Below are 21,585 nucleotides of genomic sequence, written 5' to 3' on the forward strand. Positions count from 1 at the left end.
TCGAGTCAAGCCTTATTTTCAAAGGCTTTTCGAGGTTGCCGACTTGGCTTTCTGCGTTGCCGCTTGCCCTGTCGATGTGGCGCATTATAGAGATCCAGCTCACATTGGCAAGGCTTTACCGCAATAAAATTGCAAAAAAGTGCAATTTATTGGTTATTCATATCAATACACAGTCTTTACACAGACTTACCCACAGCCAGAGGTGGGGTTAGGACGTTTTACACCGGATAAATGCCTCACAAGGGTACTGGCCTGGCACTCATCCATCATCGCCGCACTGTCGCGTCTAACGCGCAGCGCCCTCGGCATCTTCTATATAAAGAGGCGTATAAGGCATATATAGAAGCGCTTATCCCAATCCAGCCTCTTTGACCCAGCACGCTATCAGCTCGCTGGCAGGAAGATCCCTGCAACCCGATACATTCTGGCCAGCCCAGAGCTGAGAGAAGCCACTGTCCCCCGCCTTCTCGGCGGCAGCGCGCAGCGGTGCCAGTGCGCCACTGGCATAGGGGAAGTGAGGGGCAAGATCCGAGAGCGGGCCCAGCTCTTTCATAAGACGGTTGACGATCCCCCGCGCCGGACGGCCACTGAACAGATTGGTCAGTGCCGTCTGCTGGCCCTCTGGTGAATGGATGGCGGCGCGATGCAACGCCGAGGTGGTCGCTTCATGGCAGCAGAGAAAGGCCGTGCCCATCTGCACGGCGCTCGCCCCCATTGCCAACGCGTTGGCGATCCCCTTGCCATCGACGATACCGCCAGCGGCAATCACCGGCAGATCGGTCACCGCGAGGATCTGCGCCAGCAGGGTCAATGTGCTCTGCTGCAAGGCGAGATCATCGGAGAGGAAATGACCGCGATGACCACCCGCCTCCAATCCCTGAGCGATGATGGCATCGGCGCCGTGTTGAGCGAGCCATACGGCCTCCGCCACCGTGGTGGCGCTGGCCAAGACCTTGGCCCCCGCAGCCTTCACTTGAGCAAGCAGCTCGGGCGCGGGCAAGCCGAAGTGAAAGCTGACCACCGCCGGTCTGAACTCGGTCACCATGGCGGCATGCTCCTCATTGAAAGTTGCACGGCTTGGCGCCATCGTGACCGCTGGGGGAAGTATGCCGAACTCGGCATAGTAGGGAGCAAGGCGCTGCTGCCAGCTGGCCAGAGCAACGGGATCAGGTTCCCGTTGCCGATAGCAGAAGAAGTTGATGTTAAATGGCCCAAGGCCGCTTTGGGTAAGTCGTCCCAGTTCGCTGCGCAGCTCCGCTGATGTGAGCATGGCGGCAGGCAAGGAGCCTAAGCCGCCCGCACGGGTCACGGCCAGCGCCAGCTCGCTTCCCTGCACACCGGCCATCGGCGCCTGAATGATGGGATAACGCATCCCCCAGTTCGGTAAAGAGGCTCATCCATTCACCCCGTTTGTCGCATCCGCCGCCAGATGTGCGCGGGCCAGCGCAATGGCGCCGTCGATAGCACTGCGCGCCTGCGGGCTGTTCTGCCAGCAAGTCGAGCCCAGCATGCTGGCCACCAGCTGGACGATATGGGTGGTGTCGGCCTCGGCCAATCCGGCCAGGGTATGGTAGCCCAGCTGTTCGAGCCGCCCGATAACGGTCGGCCCTACCCCTTTCACGCCGAGCAGCATTGCCCGCTCTGTCGGGCCAAACCGGTTGTTGACATCCATCTGTCAGACTCCTTTCCGATAACCGTGGTTACACATCAGGCCCGCAAGGGGCCCGATGGAGAGAGTGGAGGCTTAACGCACACTGCGCAGCAGGAAGTCCGGCTGACCACAGGAGCGACGCTCACGCTTTTGCATCTCGGCGGAGCAGGTGACCGCATCCGTCCCCTCTTTATTGACGCAGATGTAGATCTCCCGCAGGAAGCGGCCACCATCGGCGCACGCTACCGTGATGTTGTCGGGGGCCAGCCACTGGTTGGCGCTCGCCAGATCGGCCTTGAGCTGGAAAGTGCTCTTGCGCAGCGGCTCTTCCGGGGATTGATAGGCCGCCGGGATCTTCACTTTCTGGCGCAGGTCGCTTGCCAGCTGATGAAATTGGGGCTGACTCAGGCCGGAGCAGGTGCCGTGCTTCTCCCACTCATGGCGATAGAGGAAACGGCTGGGGTAGAGGCCGGCAAACTTCTGCTCCATGTTGGCGTCGAGCCGTTCGCGGGTGCAGTTGCTGGGGTAACCGCGATCGTACTGGGGCCAGAGCCCGTGCAGCACGAACCCCAGCTTGCGGGAACACTGGTCCCGATCCGCCGGTTTGATGGCACAATGCTCTGGCGACCAGGAGAGCGCCAGCGCATAGTAATCAAAGTCGCCCGCAACCCCTTTGGCCTGTGCGGCCGAGGAGAGCAACAAACCACCCGCCAGCAGGGCAATCATCTTCTTCATCTATATATGTCCATTTCAACCAACTCGGGAATGGCTGCAATGCTCCCATATTCCAGCGCGCGGAAACAGTGCTCCCACCAAGGCTTGCGACAAGGGTCAGACCACTTCTGGGTTTCCCCGGATAATAACGAGGCGTAAGCTGGCATCCTGGCGCCGGGTGCGCCACTGCATCATTTCAAGCAACCACAGGATGTCACATGATCCGCAAGAATCCCTCCGGCCATCTGCCTGTCATCGACGAATCTGCCTATATCGACAAGACCGCCATCATCTGCGGCAAGGTGATCATCAAAGAGAATGTCTTTGTCGGCCCCTATGCTGTGATCCGCGCCGACGAGGTGGATGCCAACGGCGAGATGGAGCCCATCGTCATTGGCGCCAACTCCAACATCCAGGATGGCGTGGTGATCCACTCCAAATCCGGCGCAGCCGTCACCATCGGCGAGTACACCTCCATCGCCCACCGCTCCATCGTCCACGGGCCGTGCGAAGTGGGGAACCGGGTCTTTATCGGTTTCAACAGTGTGCTGTTCAACTGCCATATCGGCGATGGTGCCGTGGTGCGTCACAACTCGGTGATCGATGGCTGCGATCTGCCGCCGGAGTTCTACGTCCCCTCCACCACCCGCATCAACCAGCAGAGCGATCTGACCCATATCCCACGGGTTTCGGTGGATGCCGCCGAATTCTCCGAAGACGTGGCTCATACCAATATCGATCTGGTCAAAGGGTACAAGGCGCTCTCCAACGAGTTCTGATCCCTTTCTTTACTACCAGGGAACAAAACGGGCGCCGAGGCGCCCGTTGCTATTTCTATCTCTACTTATATACATGCGGATCAGGAGCACTTCTTCAGGCTGATATGCCAGTTGGCGCCGGATTGCACCTGATGCTTGGCGGCAAAGCTGTCCATGTTCAGCGCCACCGACACCTGTAGCAGGCTGTTGAGGTAGACCAGTGGCTGACCTTCCGGCACGTCACCGAAGCTGCTGACGTAAGGCGCCTTGCCGTCATATTTGACCACATCCCCTTCGCGGATCTTGATGCAGGCGTTATCTCCCTTGTTGATCCCCGCCTTGGTCAGCAGCGCATCGTCGATGTTGGTCCAGACGTTGCCGTACTGCACATCGAGGATCGGGATAGTGCCCTTGAGGGTGCCATCCTTCTCGGCTACTGCAGGCTGATAGGGGATCTTCACCACTTCGGCGGGCAGCAGCGGGCCGACCTGCTCATAACTGATGGCGCCGGAGGCGAGCCGTGCGCCGGTATAGGCGTACACATCGCGGCCGTGGAAGGTGTAGGACTTCTCGGAGCCCTTCAGGCGATTAAGTTTTTCGTCGATCTGGCGCACGGTGTCGATGCCGAAGTGCTCGGCCACCAGGGTCAGGGTGCCGTTGTCCGGGGTCACGATGTAGTGGCCGCTCCTGGTCTTGAGTACTACTGACTTGCGCTCGGTGCCGACACCGGGATCAACCACGCTGACAAACACTGTGCCCTTGGGCCAATACTGCAGGGTCTGGTAGAGGCGGTAGGAGGCTTCCCAGATGTTGTAAGCCGGGATCTCGTGGGTCAGGTCATAGAGCGGCAGGGTGCGATCCACCCCGAAGGCAACCCCCTTCATGGCCGATACGGCGCCATCTTTGAGGCCGAAATCGGTCTGGATCACCAGCGCTTCGTTGGCGGCGGCGATGCCGCTTGCCAGCATGAGGGCGAGCGCAATGGCGCGGGGAGCGGTACGAATATCCATATCTGAACTCCTGAATCATCTGAGGATAACGAAACGGAAATAGCCATTTAGACATCCAGACTGCCACCAATGGATTTTTTTGCAAGGGGTTTGCAACAAAGTGAGGGACGACTCGCAGAAATTGTGCTCGCCAAACGTCGGCGGCGGGGGTATCAAAGGCAGAATGGGAAAACGTTTACAATACAGGAGCTCAGCACCATGACACAACCCGTACCGGAGATGATGACCCTGCTGCTGGAGATTGGTGAACAGAGCAGCCAGCTCTGGCTGAGCCAGCCAGATGCGGCCCCGTCACACTACCCGCTGGCCTTTGGCACCCACGCCATCCAGCCCGGGCCGTTTCGCCACGCGCCACCCACCCCGCTCGAACTGGAGCGGGCCATCATGGTGGTGGAAGATGAGTTGATGCGCATCGCCCCGCAGATCCCGCCCGGCTTGCAGCTGACCCTGCGCAGCCAGCCGTCGCTGGCCGAAGTGCTGGGGGACAACCAGCTCGACCGGGATCTGGTGGAGCAAGCCTTTGGCCAGCTGGCCGCCATGGCGGAAGGGGATCCCCTCGCCGCCAGCTTGCTGCCCCGCGACGAGCACTTTGCCGCCGTGCTGCTGATCGTCAGAGAGTGGCTGCACCATCTGGCCAGCGAGAGCGTGCTGATCGTGGAGTAGGGCTAAATAAGTGGTGAGGTCTTCAGCTTCAGGCAAGGTTTGTCGGTGAATCCTGTCGGAATTTCATTCGCGTATACTTTGCCCGTATGGCGCCCACGCCCCTATCGGTACTCTAACCAGACACCTATGACCTTATTTTCAGGTAACCCCCCAGCCTTGCGCTGGCCACCGGCGTTTGCTCGCCAGTTCATCGTCAAAGTGGCCGGATTGGCCCTGCTCGCCCTGACCGGGTTGGGCACTGTCTTCTACTACACCTATCTCACTATCCAGCACGACATGGATCTCATCACAGCCCGCCAGAAAAATGTGTTCGAGGTCTTCTACCAGCGAGCCAAGATCCTCAAGGTGGAGAACATCACCAGCTATCTGGCACAACACCATCTGCTCGATCCGCCACCGCCCCCGAATAGCGTCGGCAGCGACTATCTCTACGGGTATGACCTCAAAAGCAAATACCGCTTTGCCGATATTCCGCTGCAATACCCGGCCGCCAATCTCCTCAACACCTTCCGCTATGCCCTCTCCTATCCGGAGGTGATTAACATCTACACCATCTGGAATGACTACCGGCTGATCGGCATGGTGGCCGACAACAATGTGCTGCCCGCCAGACTGGCGCCGATCAAGGTGGATCTGATGACCCTGCCCGCCTGGTATCACTACTTCGGTTGCGCCAGCTTTGCCCCCGGCCGCCCTTTGTGCAGCACCGATGAAGCCTTTGTCTCCGATATCGAGATCGATAGCTTCAGCATGCGCAACACCATAGTGATGTACTTCCCCTTCATCCATCAGTCGGGACACGGCGGTTACAAATACGGACTGCTCGGTATCGACATCGCCGTCGATGAAGCATTTAACGATGTACTGCACCCCTTCGACACCATCAACCCGACCCGCACCAACATATCGTTTGAAGCCGCCGAGCCCTGCAGCCCGAGGCATCTCTGCCTGAGCAAACCCTTTATGCGCACCAAGGCGGGGGATGATCTCTATCTGAAGTGGTCCTACAGCTGGTTTGATTTCGTCAAGCTGGCCCTGCATGGCGCAGCATTCAAGGTCTATCTCATCGTGCTGTTGCTGGGCATGGTGGCCTGGAAGCAGATCTACCTGCGGCTGCGCACCTTGGCGCACACCGACCACCTGACCCGGCTGCCACGCAGAGATGTACTCTGCCAGAGTCTGCTCCACGAGCACGACTACCTGATGATCCTCGATATCGACAACTTCAAATCGATCAACGACACCTATGGCCATGGCGTCGGGGATCTGGCACTGGTTGCCTTTGCCCGCCATCTCAGAAGCAATATCCGCAAGGTGGACAGCGCCATCCGTTGGGGCGGCGAGGAGTTTATCGTGCTGTTCAAGGGGATGGAGGATGACGAGATGATGATCCACTCCGCTGGCCGCCTGCTGGATCGCCCATTGGGGATCCCCGAGCTGCCCACCCCCATCACCTTCTCCGCCGGGATGATCCGCATTCGCGACTACCTCACCGTCACCGAGGCAGTGCATCTCGCCGACGAGCTGCTCTACCACGTCAAACAGCAGGGCAAGCACAACATCGCCTGCTACGAGGGCAAAGCGATCCGGCTGATCCGCCCGTTGCCGGACGACGCAGAGGCATAGCCGCCTTCTGCCGCTCCCCCTGCTTCTGTTACCATCGCGGCCACGATCACTCACTGCATCGTGGCCGCAGGCCGCGATAACCCCGACTGGTGCCCCTATGTCCACAGCCTCCTTTGCCGAACTGGCCCTCTCCCCCCGCTTGCAGCAGACCCTGACCGAGCTCGGCTATGCCGCCCCCACCCCCATTCAGGCTCGCGCCATCCCCGTCATTCTGGCGGGTCGGGATCTGATGGCGGGGGCACAGACCGGCACCGGCAAGACCGCCGCCTTTGTGCTGCCGCTGCTGGAACAGTTGCTTGCGCAGCCACAAGCAGAGCCCCGCCCAATCCGCGCACTGGTACTGGTGCCGACCCGCGAGCTGGCGGTGCAGGTCGCCGAGAGCGTGGCGCGCTACGGCCAGGGCACCGGTCTCACCAGCACGCAAGTCTACGGCGGGGTGAGCATAGCGGCTCAGATAGAGGCGCTTCAAGCCGGGGTGGATCTGCTGATCGCCACTCCGGGCCGTCTGCTCGACCATCTGCGGCAGGGGGCGCTGAGTCTGGCGGAGCTGCGCCATCTGGTGTTTGACGAGGCGGATCGCATGCTCGACATGGGCTTTATGGACGAGATCAAGGCGCTGCTAAAACAGCTCCCGGCGGATCGCCAGACCCTGCTCTTCTCCGCCACCTGCGACGACAACCTGTTTGCCCTCTGCAAGGTGCTGCTGCGTGACCCCGAGCTGATTGAAGTGGCATCGCGCAACACCACGGCGGCTGAGGTGGAGCAGCGGGTCTACACGGTGGACAGCGATCGCAAGCTGGCGCTGGTCGAACACATGCTGAAAGTGAAAAGGTGGGCACCGGCGCTTATCTTCAGCCGCACCCGTCAGGGGGCGGACAAACTGGCCCAGCAGCTTGGCAAGACGGGCATCAATGCGCTGGCCTTCCACGGCGATCTGTCGCAAAGCGCGCGGGAAAAAGTGCTGCTGGAGTTTCGCGCCGGCACCCTGCAGGCGCTGGTTGCCACCGACGTGGCGGCCCGCGGCCTCGACATCACGGATCTCAACTATGTGATTAACCTCGAGTTCCCGTTTGTGGCGGAGGATTACGTCCACCGTATCGGGCGCACCGGCCGTGCCGGCAACAAGGGGCTCGCCATTACCCTGTTCAGCCCGGAAGATGCGCCGCTGCTGGAGAAGGTGGAAGCGGTACTCGACACCCGTTTGCCCCAGCAGTGGTTCCCCGGCTTTGAGCCGGATCTCACCCGCTTCGAGCCCGAGCCGCGCCGCAATAGCAAGGCGGCCCAGAAGCAGCGTGCCAGAAAGCAGGCCCTCGCTGGCAACAAGGGTGGCAAGGGCAAGCGTTAAGCCTGCCCTGCGCCGCCAATAAAAAACGCCCGCACGGGCGTTTTTTGTTATCTGACAGGGGCCAGCTCTTGGCGAGTCACACCCTAATGGGTCGCCAGCACCAGTGGCAGGGATCGCAAGATCTGCCGCTCCGCCAGGGTCGAGAGAATAAACATCACCATATAGCCAAGCCCCAGCGCCACGATAATCGCCACCACGTTGGCGGTGAATTCGGCCACCAGATAGTAGGCCGCAATCAGCGCCACTATGCCTGCCAGCCGGATCAGCAGGCTCTGGGTAAAGTGGCCGTGAGCCTTGATATAGGCGAGCTGATAGCCGTTGAGCATCATAAAGATAAAGAAGATAGAGAAGTGGAACAGCACCGGCACCGCCCCCACGTAGTCAGCGGGGAAGAACAACAGCACCAGCGGCTTGCCCGCCAGAAGCATCAAGCCAAAGAAGGCCAGACTGACGATGGCGGAGAGGCGGAAGATCCAGCGGCGGATCATCCTGATCTGGCGGTGATCGCCATTGCGCAGATTGACCGCCAGCTCCGGCAGCACAAAGCGGTAGATGGGGAAGACAAACAAGGTGGTCATATAGGTGAAGATGGGGCGCACCACCACCTGAAAATCCCCCAGCTCGTCGATGCTGAAGTGGCGGATGGTGAGCAGCACAGTGATGTAGATCATCAGGATACTGGCCCCCGCCTCCAGCGAGGCGGTAAAGCTCTTCTTCACATAGCTCACCATCTCGGGGCCGAGCGCCACCTTGGCCAGCGGCCTGGTGGCGATGGCCCGACGACGCGAAACATACATATAACCGGCGATGGCGAGTGACGAGAAGGTCAGCCCGTAGAAGAGTGAAGCGAGCGCATCCATCCCGAGCCCAAAGTAGCAGGCCATAAACAGCAGACCGTTGGCCAACGGCTCCAGCCAGGTGACCCGGTTGGAGAGCTGATACATCCGGTACATGGCCACCAGATTGGTGAAGTAGACCTTAAGCCCCAGCCCGAAGATGACCCCCACCAGTTGCAGATACTCCACCCGGATATGGAGCCCGTGCTTGATATAGGGGATCACCGCCCCCCAGGTGAGCAACACGATGCCGATGAGGAAGTAGCGAAAGATATTGATGATGTCCCGATCGTTCTTGGTCTGGGAGTAACTCACCACCATGGAAGAGCGAAAACCTGTCATCAGGATAAAGGAGAGGGAAATCAAATCCACCACGCTGTTGAACAGCGCCAGCTCTCCCTTGGCGACCCACTGCGCCAGCCACACCTTGAAGGCGAAGCCAATAACGATGCTGACCAGCGAGGCCCACATCCCGGTGATAAAGGCCTGCTTGAGGCGCGCGAGAGAGGCGTATTGCATAACGAAAATGGATAACTTTCAGGGAAAAGAGAGAGGGCCATCTTATGAAAGCCCCGCCCCCTTGAACAGCCTTAATCCCGCCAGCCCCCCAGGTCGCAACGACTCCTTCACTCACCCCCCTTCATCAACCCGAGCTCACAAAACCAAAGACGCCGTTAAAAACAGCCGCAATTAATCGAATACTCATTTGGTGTAATTGATGGATTTGGCATCCACCATTACCCCTCTTATAGTAGGGCCGAAGCGGCCTCAATCGCTCCCTCCCCACTCATTCCGGACAGGAATCTTATGAAAAAACTCACTCTCGCCCAGCTCGCCGCACTCGTGACCGTGCTGCTGGCTATCGTCTGCTGGCAGCTGCCAGCCCCGGCCGGACTGGCACCGGCGGCCTACCACACCGCCATTCTGTTTATCGCCACCATTCTGGTCATCGTCACCAACATAGCGCCGACCGGCTATATCGCCATCCTCTCCCTCGGGCTCTACGCCGTGCTCCATGCCGGTGGCGAAGCGACCCCCAAGGCGGCCATCGAAGGGGCGCTGGTCGACTTCAACCACCCGCTGATCTGGCTTATCGTCATCGCCTTCATGATTGCCAGCGCCTTTGCCAAGACCGGCCTTGGCAAGCGGATCGCCCTGCTGCTGCTCAGCCGCTTTGGCCAGTCCACCCTGCGCTCCGCCTACTGTCTGGCGGTTGCCGACTTTATTCTGGCCCCCGCCACCCCGAGCAACACGGCCCGCGCCGCCATCGTCGCCCCCATTGCCGACTCGCTGGCCAAGACCATCAACAAGGATGACCGCAAGCTGGGGCAGTTCCTGCTCTCCAGCGTCAGCGCCATGAACGACGCCTCGGCGGTCGCCTTCAGCACCGGCTTTGCCGGCAATCTGGCGCTGGTCGGCATTGCCGCCAGCGTCGCCGGGCTCACGGTCGGCTTTCGCGAATGGGCGCTCTATCTGCTGCCGCCCGCCATCGGTCTGCTGCTGATCATGCCGCTGGTGCTCTATATGGTGATCCGCCCCGAGACCCGCGACACGCCGGATGCCCCCCGCTTCGCCCGCGAGGAGCTGGCCAAAATGGGCCCCCTCTCCCGCCATGAGAAAAGCCTGCTCGGGGTCTTTGTCGGTCTGGTGGTGCTCTGGGTCGGCGGCAGCAATCTGGGGCTGGATGCCACCACGGTCGCCTTTCTCGGTCTGGCCGCCCTGCTGCTGCTCGGGGTGCTGAACTGGAACGATGTGAAGGGCAACAGCGCCGCCTTCGATACCCTGATCTGGTTCAGCGTGCTGATGGGGATGGCCGACAACCTGAAACGGGTCGGCTTTACCGGCTGGCTGGGGGATGAACTCTCCGGCTTTATGCACAGCACCCTCGGCGGACTCGGCACCATTCCCATGCTGCTGGTGGTGATGGGGCTCTACCTCTTTACCTCCTACGCCTTCGCCTCGGCCACCGCCAAGGTGGTGGCACTGGCGCCGGTGATTGCCGGGGCCCTGCTGGCGGTCGGCGTGCCTGCCGAGCTCGCCATCTTCAGCATCGCCGCCATCACCAACGTCGGCTGCAACCTCGCCACCTACTCCCACGCCCGCATCCCGCTGCTGATGGGGATGGGCTATCACACCAGCGCGGAGTGGATGCGCATCGGTCTGGTGATCGCCATCGTGGGCTTTGCCGTGGTGATGAGCATTGGCCTCACCTGGTGGCAGTGGCTGATCTGATAGCAGAAGGGCCCGTAACGGGCCCTTTTGCATAGATGGTGTGCAGCGTTCCATACCAGCGCTGCGCTTGCCACAAGCGGCGGCATTGTTAAAAACAGCGCGGGTCAGCTCTGCGGCGCCGCCTTGATCAACTCCTCGTAGTGATCAATCAGCTCGGGGCCATGCAGCGGCGCGTCGTGACCGCCAATCACCGTCTTGATCGGCAACTTCATCGCTTTAAGCCGCTCGATGGTCTGCGGATACTCCTTCACATTGGCAAAGCTCAGGTTGCCCAGCTTCTCCTTGAGGATGCAGTTGCCATAGAGCACCTGCTCGTCGGGGAAGTAGACAAAGATGCCGTCCGGCGTGTGGGCCGGGCCCGCGTAGAAGGCGCGTACCTTGCCCTCTTGCAGGGTGAAGTCACCATCATGCACCACGTTGGGCAGCACCAGCGGCAGATCCGGATACTCCGGCAGCCCCTTGCGGGTAAAGGCGACAATATCGGCCCAGTCGCTCTTCATCAGATCCCGGGTCTGGCGCGTCGCCACCACCTTGGCCCCGATGGACTTCCAGTAGGCGTTACCGCCCGCCCGATCGGTGTGGTAGTTGGTGTTGATCACCTCCAGCACCGGCTTGCTGCTGACCCGTTTAATGAGCTTGTGCAGCTCGCGGGCGGTATCCGGCGTCCAGGTCGCCCCCACCACTGTCACCCCCTTGGCCCCGAAATAGACCATGGAGTTTTCCTTTACGTAGTAGTTATCTTCAACCACGTAAACAGGGCCGCTCACCTGCTTGAGCTCGATCCCCGCCGCCCGCACGCTGCCACCCCAGAAACTCGCCATCAGCACCACGGCCCCGGCCAATCCACACTTCATCCAACCTTTCATCATCTTGCTCCCTCGAACCAACCACCCCCTCGCCACCCCTGTGGCAAGCCGGGCCTTTTAAGCAGTGGGCAGAAGATACGGGGGATTTGTGAGGGGAAAATGAGGTTGTGTGAAGTCTGAGTGAAGTCAGGATCAATCTGCAGCGACCCACTATTCGCGAACGTCCGAATACGCTGCGCTATTCGAACCTACGACCCTACAAGCCATAATTTGATACTGGGTCAATTAAGCCCAACATATGAGATAAATTCGTACTTCCCTCACAGTTTTTATATAAAAACCTCGAATTCATACAAACCTCAATTGAACACCATGCAGTATTAAAGTATGGTGATAAAACTTTACGCGTGTGAAGCATGCGAGCGGCTTCATCTGGTGTATCACCGGAGCTTTATGATTGTGCTCATTTATGAGCACGGCCACCGCGAAAATCGCTTCGCGATTTATCGCGGCGTCCGTGCCCTTTAAGGTAAAGTATTTTTATAATCCCAAACCCCTTATTTAAGGGGTTTTTTCATAAAATTTAAAATATGAAAAGCAACGAATTTGAGCAACTTACAGAAGGTTTTTTAATGTGCCTCGACTATAACAAGCTGAGGTTGAAAAATATACCTAACTTTATATTCTTATGTGGCGGTGAAACAGAACGTATAGAGCCAAACGAAGAAAAGGCAAAAACCCTACCGCGCTATTCAAACCCACAATATAAATCCATGCGTGGCGCATTAATCGATGTTATCTACAATCATCCTGAATTAAGTGGAAAAATAAAGCTAGCTGAGGAGTATAATGACTGGCTAGAACATGGAGTTGTTGGTAATTTAGTAGATCTAGAAATCGCAATAGCAGACATGTCCGGCTCTATCGTTTTATTCCTTGAGGCACCAGGAGCATATGCTGAACTAGGTAGCTTTTGTACTAATGAACAAATTTCACAGAAACTAATATTAATAGTAAATGAAAATATAAATCCCGGCGATGAAATATCATATATCAATCTTGGCCCTATCAAACATTTGACCGACAATGAAAAAAGAGTGTTACGTTACTCTTGGGATATAGAATATAGCGTCTCAGGCCATAATAAAGACAAAATAAGACCATTAATTTCCTCAGCATACAATATAACTTTAGATAAAATAAATTTAATTGCAGAGCAAATAGCTTATGAGACAAAATTAATATCTGTCGGTGAACCAAAAATTGACACGAGCAAATTAGGCCATATCTGCTTTATCATTGCCGATTTAATAAAGACTTTTCACGCACTTAAAATAAATGAAATTAACGGTTTCGTAATGTCATATTTTGATAAAAAAGAGCGTTCACTCAAGACAATAAAAGCATGTATTTATATATTAAAAAAATTCAACCTTATCACTGAAAGTCATAATGGTGATACATACTATATACCTACAGAAGAAAACATTGGTTTTATAAAATATTACTTCACAAGTAATATTGCCGAATACACTAAAGAAAAAAGCGCTTCGGACATATCAAATAAATTACTCACATATTATCATGAACATGATAAATTTAGATATAGGGCAATTTTCCAATGAGTAATGAAAGCATCACAGATATAATTTGCAAGAGCCTTTCTCTTCTCGCACATGAATTACTAATTAAAGCAATGAAGGCTCCTCTATCATATCGTGTTTACACGATACCAAAACGCTCTGGCGGCAAAAGGACAATTGCTCAACCAACTGCAGAAATAAAAAAAATACAACGTTGCATTGTAAAAACCGTACTTGCTCCTCTACCAACCTCAGATATAAGTACTGCATACAAAAAAGATATATCAATTAAGGACAATGCTGAAAGGCATCTGGGTAAAAAATTCATATTAAAAATGGATTTCAAGGATTTTTTCCCATCAATCCGCCCTGAAGATCTGATTAACTCATTGGAAAGAAACAACGTAAGATTAAGTAGTGCAGATAGGAAGATTCTCATATTATTTCTTTTTAGAAGAAATAATTACGGACGTTTCGAGTTATCGGTTGGCGCACCGTCATCGCCTATCATTTCAAATATCATCATGTATGAATTTGATATAGCAGTAAAAGAGTATTGCGAAAAAAATAATATTGTTTTTACTCGTTATGCTGATGATCTAACTTTCTCATCTAATAGTATCGAGGATATCAAAAAAACCCCTGCAATTATCAAAAGCAATCTGATGTTAATGGATTCCCCTAAATTATCAATAAATGAGAAAAAAACCCATATAGTCTCCAAAGGCAGATCGCAAAGGGTAACAGGGGTAACATTAACTCATGATAACAAACTATCAACAGGGCGTAATTTAAGAAAAAAAATAAGGGCAATGCTTCACTTATATAAAAATAACAAACTAGAACACAATGACATCCCTTATTTACACGGAATTATTTCTCACATGAGAAACATTGAACCTGAATATTTCAATAAGCTACTAGAATCTTACGGTGATGTTCTTTTCAAAGATTTAGCAAAAGTGTCATTTAATGTCAGTAAAGTGAATAAGTAACGTATGACATAGATTATGTTAATACTATACTTCACTATTATAAACAAGGCTAAATGAGACCAGTTTAATTAGTTATGAGCAGTCTAATAAACTTTCGTAAGCTGGCCTGTTTGATAATATGAACAGTTGAAAAACCACCCACTAAGGGGTGGTTTTTTTATTATCACAAGACCAACACAGGCTATTTAGCCCCAGTAACCAATCACCCCAACGGCGGCGTCCTCGGCGGTACCATACGCTTGCTGCCGGTGGACTCGAAGGCCGAGGCAAAGCGCAGCAGGTTGTTGTCGTCATAGGCGCGACCGGCGAAGGTCAGGCCCACCGGCATACCGATATCGGCCATCACCCCCATGGGGACGGTGACGGTCGGCACACCGAGATGACGAATGGCGAGGTTGCCGTTGGCAACCCAGATGCCATTGCTCCAGGCGATATCGGCGGAGGCCGGATTCACATCCGCATCAGCCGGGGCGACGTCGGCGACGGTCGGGAACAACACGGCGTCGAGCTTGAGCCCGTCCATCCAGTCCTCCAGATCCAGCTTGCGAGTCTTCTCCAGCCCACGAAGGCCATCCGGCACTGTGGCGATCTCGTCCCACGATTTCAGGCCGCGCTTGGCCATATTGACATACTCGTCCATGCCCGCCGCCAGATCGCCCTCGCGGTTAGGCAGGGTGCCCGGATCGTGGGGGAAGATCTTCGGCCCATCAACATCGGCCAGCTTGTTGAGCTTGGGATCGCCGTTGGCGCGCAGGAAGTCGTCAAACGCCCAGCCGGAGAGCTCCCACAGCTCGTCGTTGAGAAACTCCGGGCTCACGATGCCGCGATTGAACACGGTCGGCGCGCCGGGTCTGTCCCCTTCGCAGTTGGAGACCAACGGGAAGTCCACTTCGATAACTTCGGCGCCAGCGGCTTCCAGCGCCTTGCGCGCATCTTCCCAGAGGGCGATCACGGTCTCGCGGGTATGAATGCGCTGACCGGTCGGGCCGCCGATACCGGGGTTTTCGCTGGTGCCGGCCAGTTCATCCTTGTTGATAAACATGCGCGGCACGCCGAGGCGCTTGCCCTTGAGGGCATCGGCCTTGGCAGCCAGATCCAGATAGGAAGCCGGACGCACTTCGGAAGCCTTGGGCAGCTGCACCCAGGGCTGCAGGCGCCACAGATCGCCACGGGTGTCGGCATCGTCGGCGACCACTACGTCGAGTACTTCCAGCAGATCATTCATGGTGCGGGCATAAGGCACCACCACATCCATGGTCGGGGTCAGCGGCCAGTTGCCGCGCACCGAGATGACGCCACGGGAAGGGGTGTAGGCGCAGAGACCGTTGTTGGAAGCAGGGCCACGGCCGCTCGACCAGGTCTCTTCCGCCAGACCAAAGGCGGAGAAGCTGGCAGCGGTGGCGGTACCGGCCCCGTTGGAGGAGCCGGAGGCAAACGGCGCAGTCAGGTAGTCGGCGTTGTAGGGGCTCTCGGCACGGCCATAGACGCCGCGCTGCATGCCGCCATTGGCCATCGGCGGCATATTGGTTTTGCCAAGGCAGATGGCACCGGCGGCGCGCAGCCGCTCAACGGTAAAAGCATCGCGCTGGGCCACCAGATCCTTGAAGGCCGGGCTGCCGGAGGCGGCGGTCAGCCCCTTGACCAGATAGCTGTCTTTGGCGGTGTAGGGGATGCCGTCGAGCGGGCCCAGAGTCTCGCCACGGGCACGGCGGGCATCGGAAGCTTCGGCTTCTTTCAGCGCATCGGGATTGGCAACCACCACGGCGTTGAGTTTGGTGGCTGTCTCGGGGCCGTTGTAGGCCTCGATCCGGGCCAGATAGGCCTTGACCAGTTCGACCGCTGTGGTGCGGCCTGATTCGAGCGCGGCACGCAGCTCGGCAATGGAAACCTCGGTCACTTCGATCATGGGGATCTCCTGTAAAAGGGTGACTGTTTGTCATGATGATCGCCGCATCTGCGCCTGCGACCATCACACCATCAAGAGAGAAAACCCCACGGCGTGGGGTTTTGAATACCAACCTCAGCTGGCGTAAGCCGGTTTACGACCCGTCGCGAGAGGCCGTCAGCAAGGTGAAGAGCAGCGCAGGAACCGGAGTGTATGTGAATACATGAGGATTCCGAGCAGCACATGAGCCTTGATCACGGCTTCGCAGCAGGATCGTCATCCGGTTCTTATTTGCCGGAGGGGATCTGCTGGGTAATGCAGTGAATATTGCCACCGCCCAGCAGGATCTCGCGGGCCGGTACGCCGATCACGGTGTGCTCCGGGAAGATCTCTTCCAGAATGCGCTGGGCTTCGCCATCGGTGGCGGCATCCAGCAGCGGATAGACGATGCGATCGTTGGTGATAAGGAAGTTCACGTAGGAACCGGCCAGACGGCCTTCTGCCTCGCGCGGCACACCGCTGCCGCTCTCGACGCCAGCAGACTCCTCTTCAGTGCAGTAGAGCGGGCCCGGCTGGGGCAGCTTCCACACTTTCAGCTTGCGCCCCTTGGCATCGACCGCCGCCTCCAGCACCTTGAGGGCGGCCACGGAGCGGGCGTACTGGGGATCGTTCTGATCGTCAGTCCAGTGCAGGGCCACTTCACCCGGACGCACGAAGCAGCACATGTTGTCGATGTGGCCGTCGGTTTCGTCCATATAGACGCCTTCGTCCAGCCAGATAAAGCTGGTGACGCCCAGATAGTCGCGCAGGTGAGCTTCGATCTGCTCTTTGGTCAGGTGCGGGTTGCGGTTTTCGTTGAGCAGGCACTCGGCGGTGGTCAGGCAGGTACCTTCGCCATCAACATGGATGGAGCCCCCTTCCAGAATCAGCGGCGCATCGTAGCGAGCCATGCCGTGCTGGGCCAGCATCTGGGCTGCGACCTCTTCATCCTGATTCCACGGGTAGTAGAGACCACCCTTGTGACCGCCCCAGGCGTTGAAGCCCCAATCCACCCCACGGCACTCGCCGGCCGCGTTGGTAACGATGGTCGGGCCGGTATCGCGGGCCCAGCAGTCATCGCTGTTCATTTCGACCAGAGTGACGTGAGCGGGCATGATGGCGCGAGCCTGCTCCATAAACTGGGCCGGTACCCCCATAAAAACCGGGGTGGCGCCACCGATGGCATCGGCCACCTTGGCGAAGGTCTCTTGCGCGAAGCGACCGGCTACGCGCCAGTTATCCGGGCGAAACGGCCAGATCATCCAGACGGCCTGCTGGTGCGCCCACTCGGCGGGCATGGTGAAGCCGTCGGCGGCCGGCGTGGAGTTAATGGTCTTGATGCTCATCGCAAGGCTCCTTGCATGGATTGAGGCCCCCGTTTACGCCCGATGCGGCGCGGGAACCCGGAAAAATAAGAGTGGGTCGCAGATTAAGACGTTGCGCCCCCATCCATCAAATGAATAGGATGGATTGTCCCATAAACACGGCGAATAATCCCCCCATGAAACTGCACCAGCTCGACCTCAATCTGCTGCTCGCTTTTGACGCCCTGATGACGCAGGGCAGCGTCACCCGCGCCGCCGAAGCGCTCTTTATCAGCCAGCCCGCCATGAGCCACTCCCTTAACCGGCTGCGCACCTTTCTCGGCGACCCGCTCTTGGTGCGCACCCCGCAGGGGATGCTGCCGACCCCACGCGCCCAACGGTTGCACCTCGGGGTACAGCAGGCGCTGCGGCTGCTGGAGCAGCAGCTCACCGAGGAAGAAGAGTTCGAGCCGAGCCAGTCGAAGCGACGCTTCGTGCTCTGCACTACCGACTACGTGGAATGTGTGCTGATCCCGCCGCTTATTCAGCGGCTCAGACGGCTGGCACCGGGGGTCACCATCGAGATCCGCATCCTGCGCGACACCCTGCCCGAAGCCGAGCTGGCAAGCGGCGAGATCGATCTGGTGCTGGGGTTTGACGAGTACATGCAGGTGCCGGGGTATCTGGGCAAAGAGACCTGGCTCACCGAGCCGCTGGCCGGGCTGGTGCGCGCCGATCTGCCCATTGCCAAATCGGCCCCCACCGGCGCCGAGGATGACCCCTCCCAGTGGCAGGAGCGCATCACCTTGCAGCAGCTTATCGCCATGCCCCATGTGTTCCACTCGCCGCTGGGCACCTCGGAGGCGAGCCTCGACCGCTATCTGAAAAGTCAGGGCTTTAGCCGCACCATCTCGGTCAACAGCCAGAGCTATATGTCCGCCGCCGCCATCGTCAGTCAGAGCGATCACCTGCTGGTGCTGCCCAGCATGGTGGCCGAGCTGCTCGCCACCCACTGGCCGCTGAAAAGCCTGCCGCTGCCCGAGGATGTGCCAGATTATCACCTCAACTGCGTCTGGCATCCCGTGCATGCCCAGCAACCCGCACTGGTATGGCTGAAAGATTTGATGAAAGAGCTGGTGGGGCCAAGGTAAAGCGGAATGCACCTCCCGAAAACAACAGTGGCTCCCGAGAGAGCCACTGTTGTTTCTGCGGTATCGCGTTACGCCCGCAGGGCCCGCATCAGTTGGGCGACCACGTCGTCGAGCAGGGGACGATCGGGGCGGCACTGGGCGAAGGTGACCAGCCCTTGCAGGTTGATCAGCAGCAGAGCGGTGAGGGTGCGGATATTGCTATCCGGGGCCAGTTCACCCTTGGCCTGCGCCTGTGTCAGCAACTCGGCTAGATCCTGCTCCAGCTCGCCATAGATCCCCTTGACCCGCTGGGTCAGCTCATCATCCTGCTCGCTCAGCTCCATCATGGTGCGAGTCACCAGACAGGAGCCGCAGAGCGCCTCCCCCACAATCCCGTCGAGATAGGCAGCAAGGCCCGCCAGCGGGCTCGGGTTGTCGAGCAGGGAGCGGCGCAGGGTGCGTTTACCCTCGACATAGTGATCCACCGCCGCCAGCAGCAGGCCGCGCTTGTTGCCAAAGGCGCCGTAGATGCTGCCCGGGTGCAGGCCGGTGGCGGCCACCAGCTCCTGCATGGTGGTCTTGGCATATCCCTTGGCGCGAAACGCTTCCATGGCATTTCGCAGTACCTCGTCCCGATCAAACTCGGCTATGCGCATGGTTCCTCCCGTGGGAAATGGTTCACCGGCAAGGGACAACAGGGCCCGCCGATAAAGAGTGGCTGGAAAGGGCGGCAAGTTTACCCCAGCCGCCCGCTCGGGCCAACCTTCTTGAACGCGCATTCAAAAAAAGCTTGCGCCCGACGCAAAAAACGTCTTGAATGCACGTTCAAGAATAACCCGTTCAGGACAACCTATCATGAATACCCTGTTTCAGCCGTATCGACTCAATGACACTCTGACCCTGGCCAACCGTTTCATGATGGCCCCGCTCACCCGCTGCATGGCAGGCCCTGGTCTGGTGCCGACCGAGCAGATGGCTGCCTATTACGGCCGCCGCGCCGATATCGGCCTGATTGTTTCAGAGGCCGTCATCATCCGCCCCGACGGGCAGGGCTACCCCAATACCCCGGGCCTCTTCACCCAGGCACAGATCGATGGCTGGAAGAAAGTGACCAGCGCCGTACATGCCAAGGGTGGCAAGATCTTCGCCCAGCTGTGGCACGTCGGCCGCCTCTCCCACCCCTTCTTCCATCAGGCTGAAGTGCTGGCCCCCTCTGCCGTGGCGCACGAGGGCACTGTGCCCCGCATGCGCGAGCTGACCTATCAGGTGCCGCGCGCCCTGACCGAAGCCGAAATCGCCCAGCTGGTGCTGGATTACGCTCAGGCCGCTGCCAACGCCATCGAGGCGGGCTTTGACGGGGTGGAGATCCACGGTGCCAACGGCTACCTGATCGACCAGTTCCTGCACCACTCAACCAACCTGCGCAGCGACAACTACGGTGGCAGCCCGGAAAAGATGAGCCGCTTCGCGCTGGAAGTGGTCGATGCCATCAGCGCCCGTATCGGTGGTGATCGGGTAGGTATTCGCCTCTCCCCGGGTGCCTATGTCCATCTGGCGGGCAGCCCGGAAGATCGCGCCGTGTTCGACTATCTGCTGGGCAAGCTGAACGATCGCCCGCTGGCCTATATCCACCTCGGCATCTTCGATGACAACCTAACCTTCGATTATCTGGGTGGCCGTGCCTCCGACTATCTGCGTGCCCACTACAAGGGCAATCTGGTCGGGGTGGGTAACTACGACGCCGAGCGCGCCGCTGCGGCCATCGAGGCTAACCGCTTCGATCTGGTGGCCATCGGTCGTCCACTTATCGCCAACCCGGACTATCTCGCCAAGGTGAAGAAGGGTGAAGCGCTGGTGCCCTACGCCGACACCATGCTGGCCGAGCTGGTATAACCACGAAGCCATCGCCAGACGACAGGCAATAAAAAACGAGGGGAGCTGTTGCTCCCCTCGTGCTATTTGGCTGGCGTTATAACCCTGATTAGTTTGTTCCGCTAATCAGTTGGTTCTGGACTCAGTTTGTTCTAAACAGAGCCTCAATAGAGAGCCCCTGGCTCAGCAGGATCTCCCGCAGACGGCGCAGCCCCTCCACCTGGATCTGGCGTACCCGCTCGCGGGTCAGGCCAATCTCGGCCCCCACATCCTCGAGGGTGGCGGGCTCGTAACCCAGCAGACCGAAACGACGGGCCAGCACTTCCCGCTGCTTGGGATTGAGCTCCTCCAGCCAGTGCACGATGCTGCTACGCATATCATCTTCCTGTGACTCCAGCTCAGGCCCCATGCCGCGCTCGTCGGAGAGCACATCCAGCAGCGCCTTGTCGCGATCGCCGCCGATGGGGGTGTCCACCGAGGTGATCTTCTCGTTGAGCTTGAGCATGCGGTTCACATCATCCACCGAACGATCCAGCGCGAAGGCGATATCCTCGGCGGTCGGTTCATGATCGAGGCGGTGAGAGAGTTCGCGCGCAGTGCGCAGGTAAACGTTTAACTCTTTGACCACATGAATAGGCAGACGGATGGTACGGGTCTGGTTCATGATGGCCCGTTCGATGGTCTGGCGGATCCACCAGGTGGCATAGGTAGAGAAACGGAAGCCGCGCTCGGGGTCAAACTTCTCGACCGCACGGATAAGACCGAGGTTGCCCTCTTCGATAAGATCCAGCAGCACCAGGCCGCGGTTATTGTAACGACGGGCGATTTTCACCACCAGTCGCAGGTTGGACTCGATCATGCGCTTGCGGGCTGCTTTGTCACCTCGCAAGGCACGACGGGCGTAGTAGACTTCCTCTTCGGCAGTGAGCAGCGGGGAGAAACCTATCTCCCCCAGATAGAGTTGCGTGGCATCCATCACCTTGTTCAGCTCAGGTGCCAGCAACTCATCGGAGATAGTCTCGTCCGCCTCGGCGGCTACCTCCTGCAACTCTTCTACCTCGTGAGATTCGGGTTCAGCGTCAAACTCTAACTCTGCATCCTGCATTACCAGTTGTTCTTGGCTCATGGTGTGTCTC

General features: G+C 57.9%; 18 protein-coding genes and 1 pseudogene. 9 read left to right on the top strand and 10 right to left on the bottom strand.

Translation table 11 applies throughout. From position 1 onward, the window contains the following. Positions 1-349 precede the first annotated feature (349 nt). The 3 genes and pseudogenes from G5154_RS14575 to G5154_RS14585 form a co-directional block, all read right to left on the bottom strand. Positions 350-1,397: pseudogene (locus G5154_RS14575) on the bottom strand (NAD(P)H-dependent flavin oxidoreductase). Next, positions 1,394-1,672: a helix-hairpin-helix domain-containing protein gene (locus G5154_RS14580; protein ID WP_421251199.1), complete on the bottom strand. Its 279-nt coding sequence runs from the start codon at positions 1,670-1,672 to the stop codon at positions 1,394-1,396. The pseudogene G5154_RS14575 and the gene G5154_RS14580 overlap by 4 nt, the downstream one beginning before the upstream one ends. Before the next feature lie 72 nt (positions 1,673-1,744). Next, the gene (locus tag G5154_RS14585) at positions 1,745-2,386 is read right to left on the bottom strand and encodes a ribonuclease T2 family protein (RefSeq protein ID WP_005343399.1); all 642 of its coding nucleotides are present in this window, start codon (positions 2,384-2,386) and stop codon (positions 1,745-1,747) included. Between the two features lie 197 nt (positions 2,387-2,583). Between G5154_RS14585 and G5154_RS14590 the strand changes: the two genes are divergently transcribed. Beyond that, entirely contained in the window at positions 2,584-3,144 is a 561-nt protein-coding gene (locus tag G5154_RS14590) for a carbonate dehydratase (protein ID WP_005343397.1), read from the top strand. Between the two features lie 80 nt (positions 3,145-3,224). Here the strand turns inward: G5154_RS14590 and G5154_RS14595 are convergent, their stop codons facing one another. After that, positions 3,225-4,133 carry an SAM hydrolase/SAM-dependent halogenase family protein gene (locus G5154_RS14595; RefSeq protein WP_088868551.1) on the bottom strand — a complete coding sequence of 303 codons (909 nt, stop codon included), beginning with the start codon at positions 4,131-4,133 and terminating at the stop codon, positions 3,225-3,227. 198 nt (positions 4,134-4,331) lie between these two features. Here G5154_RS14595 and G5154_RS14600 point away from each other — a divergent pair, with 198 nt between their 5' ends. The 3 genes from G5154_RS14600 to G5154_RS14610 all read left to right on the top strand — a co-directional run bounded on the left by G5154_RS14600 (position 4,332) and on the right by G5154_RS14610 (position 7,767). Beyond that, the gene (locus G5154_RS14600) at positions 4,332-4,796 is read left to right on the top strand and encodes a hypothetical protein (RefSeq protein ID WP_021229493.1); all 465 of its coding nucleotides are present in this window, start codon (positions 4,332-4,334) and stop codon (positions 4,794-4,796) included. Positions 4,797-4,952: 156 nt separating this feature from the next. Continuing rightward, entirely contained in the window at positions 4,953-6,422 is a 1,470-nt protein-coding gene (locus tag G5154_RS14605; RefSeq protein ID WP_421251202.1) for a GGDEF domain-containing protein, read from the top strand. Positions 6,423-6,519: 97 nt separating this feature from the next. Beyond that, on the top strand, positions 6,520-7,767 hold the full coding sequence (locus G5154_RS14610) for a DEAD/DEAH box helicase (RefSeq protein WP_202005945.1): 1,248 nt from the start codon (positions 6,520-6,522) through the stop codon (positions 7,765-7,767). Positions 7,768-7,850: 83 nt separating this feature from the next. On the opposite strand, the gene G5154_RS14615 is transcribed toward G5154_RS14610, so the two are convergent. After that, complete coding sequence (locus G5154_RS14615) at positions 7,851-9,122, bottom strand: hypothetical protein (RefSeq protein WP_421209683.1); 1,272 nt, start codon at positions 9,120-9,122, stop codon at positions 7,851-7,853. A 288-nt stretch (positions 9,123-9,410) separates the two neighbouring features. On the opposite strand from G5154_RS14615, the gene G5154_RS14620 reads away from it, so the two are divergent. Beyond that, positions 9,411-10,835 carry a DASS family sodium-coupled anion symporter gene (locus tag G5154_RS14620; RefSeq protein ID WP_124241738.1) on the top strand — a complete coding sequence of 475 codons (1,425 nt, stop codon included), beginning with the start codon at positions 9,411-9,413 and terminating at the stop codon, positions 10,833-10,835. A 104-nt stretch (positions 10,836-10,939) separates the two neighbouring features. On the opposite strand, the gene G5154_RS14625 is transcribed toward G5154_RS14620, so the two are convergent. Continuing rightward, positions 10,940-11,704, bottom strand: a complete 765-nt coding sequence (locus G5154_RS14625) for a CphA family subclass B2 metallo-beta-lactamase (protein WP_421251198.1) — start codon at positions 11,702-11,704, stop codon at positions 10,940-10,942. A gap of 527 nt (positions 11,705-12,231) precedes the next feature. Here G5154_RS14625 and G5154_RS14630 point away from each other — a divergent pair. Both G5154_RS14630 and G5154_RS14635 read left to right on the top strand, forming a co-directional pair. Further along, a complete protein-coding gene (locus tag G5154_RS14630; protein WP_421251197.1) occupies positions 12,232-13,266 on the top strand; it encodes a retron St85 family effector protein in 1,035 nt (344 codons plus the stop codon). Beyond that, the gene (locus G5154_RS14635; protein ID WP_421251196.1) at positions 13,263-14,219 is read left to right on the top strand and encodes a retron St85 family RNA-directed DNA polymerase; all 957 of its coding nucleotides are present in this window, start codon (positions 13,263-13,265) and stop codon (positions 14,217-14,219) included. The genes G5154_RS14630 and G5154_RS14635 overlap by 4 nt, the downstream gene beginning before the upstream one ends. A gap of 202 nt (positions 14,220-14,421) precedes the next feature. Here the strand turns inward: G5154_RS14635 and G5154_RS14640 are convergent, their stop codons facing one another. Together G5154_RS14640 and aguA are read right to left on the bottom strand one after the other, a co-directional pair. Next, on the bottom strand, positions 14,422-16,125 hold the full coding sequence (locus G5154_RS14640) for an amidase (RefSeq protein ID WP_421251195.1): 1,704 nt from the start codon (positions 16,123-16,125) through the stop codon (positions 14,422-14,424). A gap of 266 nt (positions 16,126-16,391) precedes the next feature. Further along, on the bottom strand, positions 16,392-17,489 hold the full coding sequence (gene aguA / locus G5154_RS14645) for an agmatine deiminase (protein WP_236382083.1): 1,098 nt from the start codon (positions 17,487-17,489) through the stop codon (positions 16,392-16,394). A 155-nt stretch (positions 17,490-17,644) separates the two neighbouring features. Here aguA and G5154_RS14650 point away from each other — a divergent pair, with 155 nt between their 5' ends. Continuing rightward, positions 17,645-18,598: a LysR family transcriptional regulator gene (locus tag G5154_RS14650; RefSeq protein WP_257124388.1), complete on the top strand. Its 954-nt coding sequence runs from the start codon at positions 17,645-17,647 to the stop codon at positions 18,596-18,598. A 68-nt stretch (positions 18,599-18,666) separates the two neighbouring features. Here the strand turns inward: G5154_RS14650 and G5154_RS14655 are convergent, their stop codons facing one another. After that, on the bottom strand, positions 18,667-19,233 hold the full coding sequence (locus G5154_RS14655) for a TetR/AcrR family transcriptional regulator (protein ID WP_421251194.1): 567 nt from the start codon (positions 19,231-19,233) through the stop codon (positions 18,667-18,669). Positions 19,234-19,432: 199 nt separating this feature from the next. On the opposite strand from G5154_RS14655, the gene G5154_RS14660 reads away from it, so the two are divergent. Then, positions 19,433-20,470 (top strand): alkene reductase, encoded by a 1,038-nt coding sequence (locus G5154_RS14660; protein ID WP_421251193.1) that lies wholly within the window; start codon positions 19,433-19,435, stop codon positions 20,468-20,470. A 121-nt stretch (positions 20,471-20,591) separates the two neighbouring features. On the opposite strand, the gene rpoS is transcribed toward G5154_RS14660, so the two are convergent. Beyond that, entirely contained in the window at positions 20,592-21,575 is a 984-nt protein-coding gene (rpoS, locus tag G5154_RS14665) for an RNA polymerase sigma factor RpoS (protein WP_005335504.1), read from the bottom strand. Positions 21,576-21,585 lie beyond the last annotated feature (10 nt).

The organism is Aeromonas sp. 600527, from assembly GCF_049175415.1.
In the GTDB taxonomy this organism is placed as follows: domain Bacteria; phylum Pseudomonadota; class Gammaproteobacteria; order Enterobacterales; family Aeromonadaceae; genus Aeromonas; species Aeromonas veronii_A.

Coding starts and splice junctions, on each gene's coding strand:
- G5154_RS14580 (WP_421251199.1), bottom strand. CDS start 1,672: ATGGATGTCAACAACCGGTTTGGCCCGACAGAGCGGGCAATGCTGCTC.
- G5154_RS14585 (WP_005343399.1), bottom strand. CDS start 2,386: ATGAAGAAGATGATTGCCCTGCTGGCGGGTGGTTTGTTGCTCTCCTCG.
- G5154_RS14590 (WP_005343397.1), top strand. CDS start 2,584: ATGATCCGCAAGAATCCCTCCGGCCATCTGCCTGTCATCGACGAATCT.
- G5154_RS14595 (WP_088868551.1), bottom strand. CDS start 4,133: ATGGATATTCGTACCGCTCCCCGCGCCATTGCGCTCGCCCTCATGCTG.
- G5154_RS14600 (WP_021229493.1), top strand. CDS start 4,332: ATGACACAACCCGTACCGGAGATGATGACCCTGCTGCTGGAGATTGGT.
- G5154_RS14610 (WP_202005945.1), top strand. CDS start 6,520: ATGTCCACAGCCTCCTTTGCCGAACTGGCCCTCTCCCCCCGCTTGCAG.
- G5154_RS14615 (WP_421209683.1), bottom strand. CDS start 9,122: ATGCAATACGCCTCTCTCGCGCGCCTCAAGCAGGCCTTTATCACCGGG.
- G5154_RS14620 (WP_124241738.1), top strand. CDS start 9,411: ATGAAAAAACTCACTCTCGCCCAGCTCGCCGCACTCGTGACCGTGCTG.
- G5154_RS14625 (WP_421251198.1), bottom strand. CDS start 11,704: ATGATGAAAGGTTGGATGAAGTGTGGATTGGCCGGGGCCGTGGTGCTG.
- G5154_RS14630 (WP_421251197.1), top strand. CDS start 12,232: ATGAAAAGCAACGAATTTGAGCAACTTACAGAAGGTTTTTTAATGTGC.
- G5154_RS14635 (WP_421251196.1), top strand. CDS start 13,263: ATGAGTAATGAAAGCATCACAGATATAATTTGCAAGAGCCTTTCTCTT.
- G5154_RS14640 (WP_421251195.1), bottom strand. CDS start 16,125: ATGATCGAAGTGACCGAGGTTTCCATTGCCGAGCTGCGTGCCGCGCTC.
- aguA (WP_236382083.1), bottom strand. CDS start 17,489: ATGAGCATCAAGACCATTAACTCCACGCCGGCCGCCGACGGCTTCACC.
- G5154_RS14650 (WP_257124388.1), top strand. CDS start 17,645: ATGAAACTGCACCAGCTCGACCTCAATCTGCTGCTCGCTTTTGACGCC.
- G5154_RS14655 (WP_421251194.1), bottom strand. CDS start 19,233: ATGCGCATAGCCGAGTTTGATCGGGACGAGGTACTGCGAAATGCCATG.
- G5154_RS14660 (WP_421251193.1), top strand. CDS start 19,433: ATGAATACCCTGTTTCAGCCGTATCGACTCAATGACACTCTGACCCTG.
- rpoS (WP_005335504.1), bottom strand. CDS start 21,575: ATGAGCCAAGAACAACTGGTAATGCAGGATGCAGAGTTAGAGTTTGAC.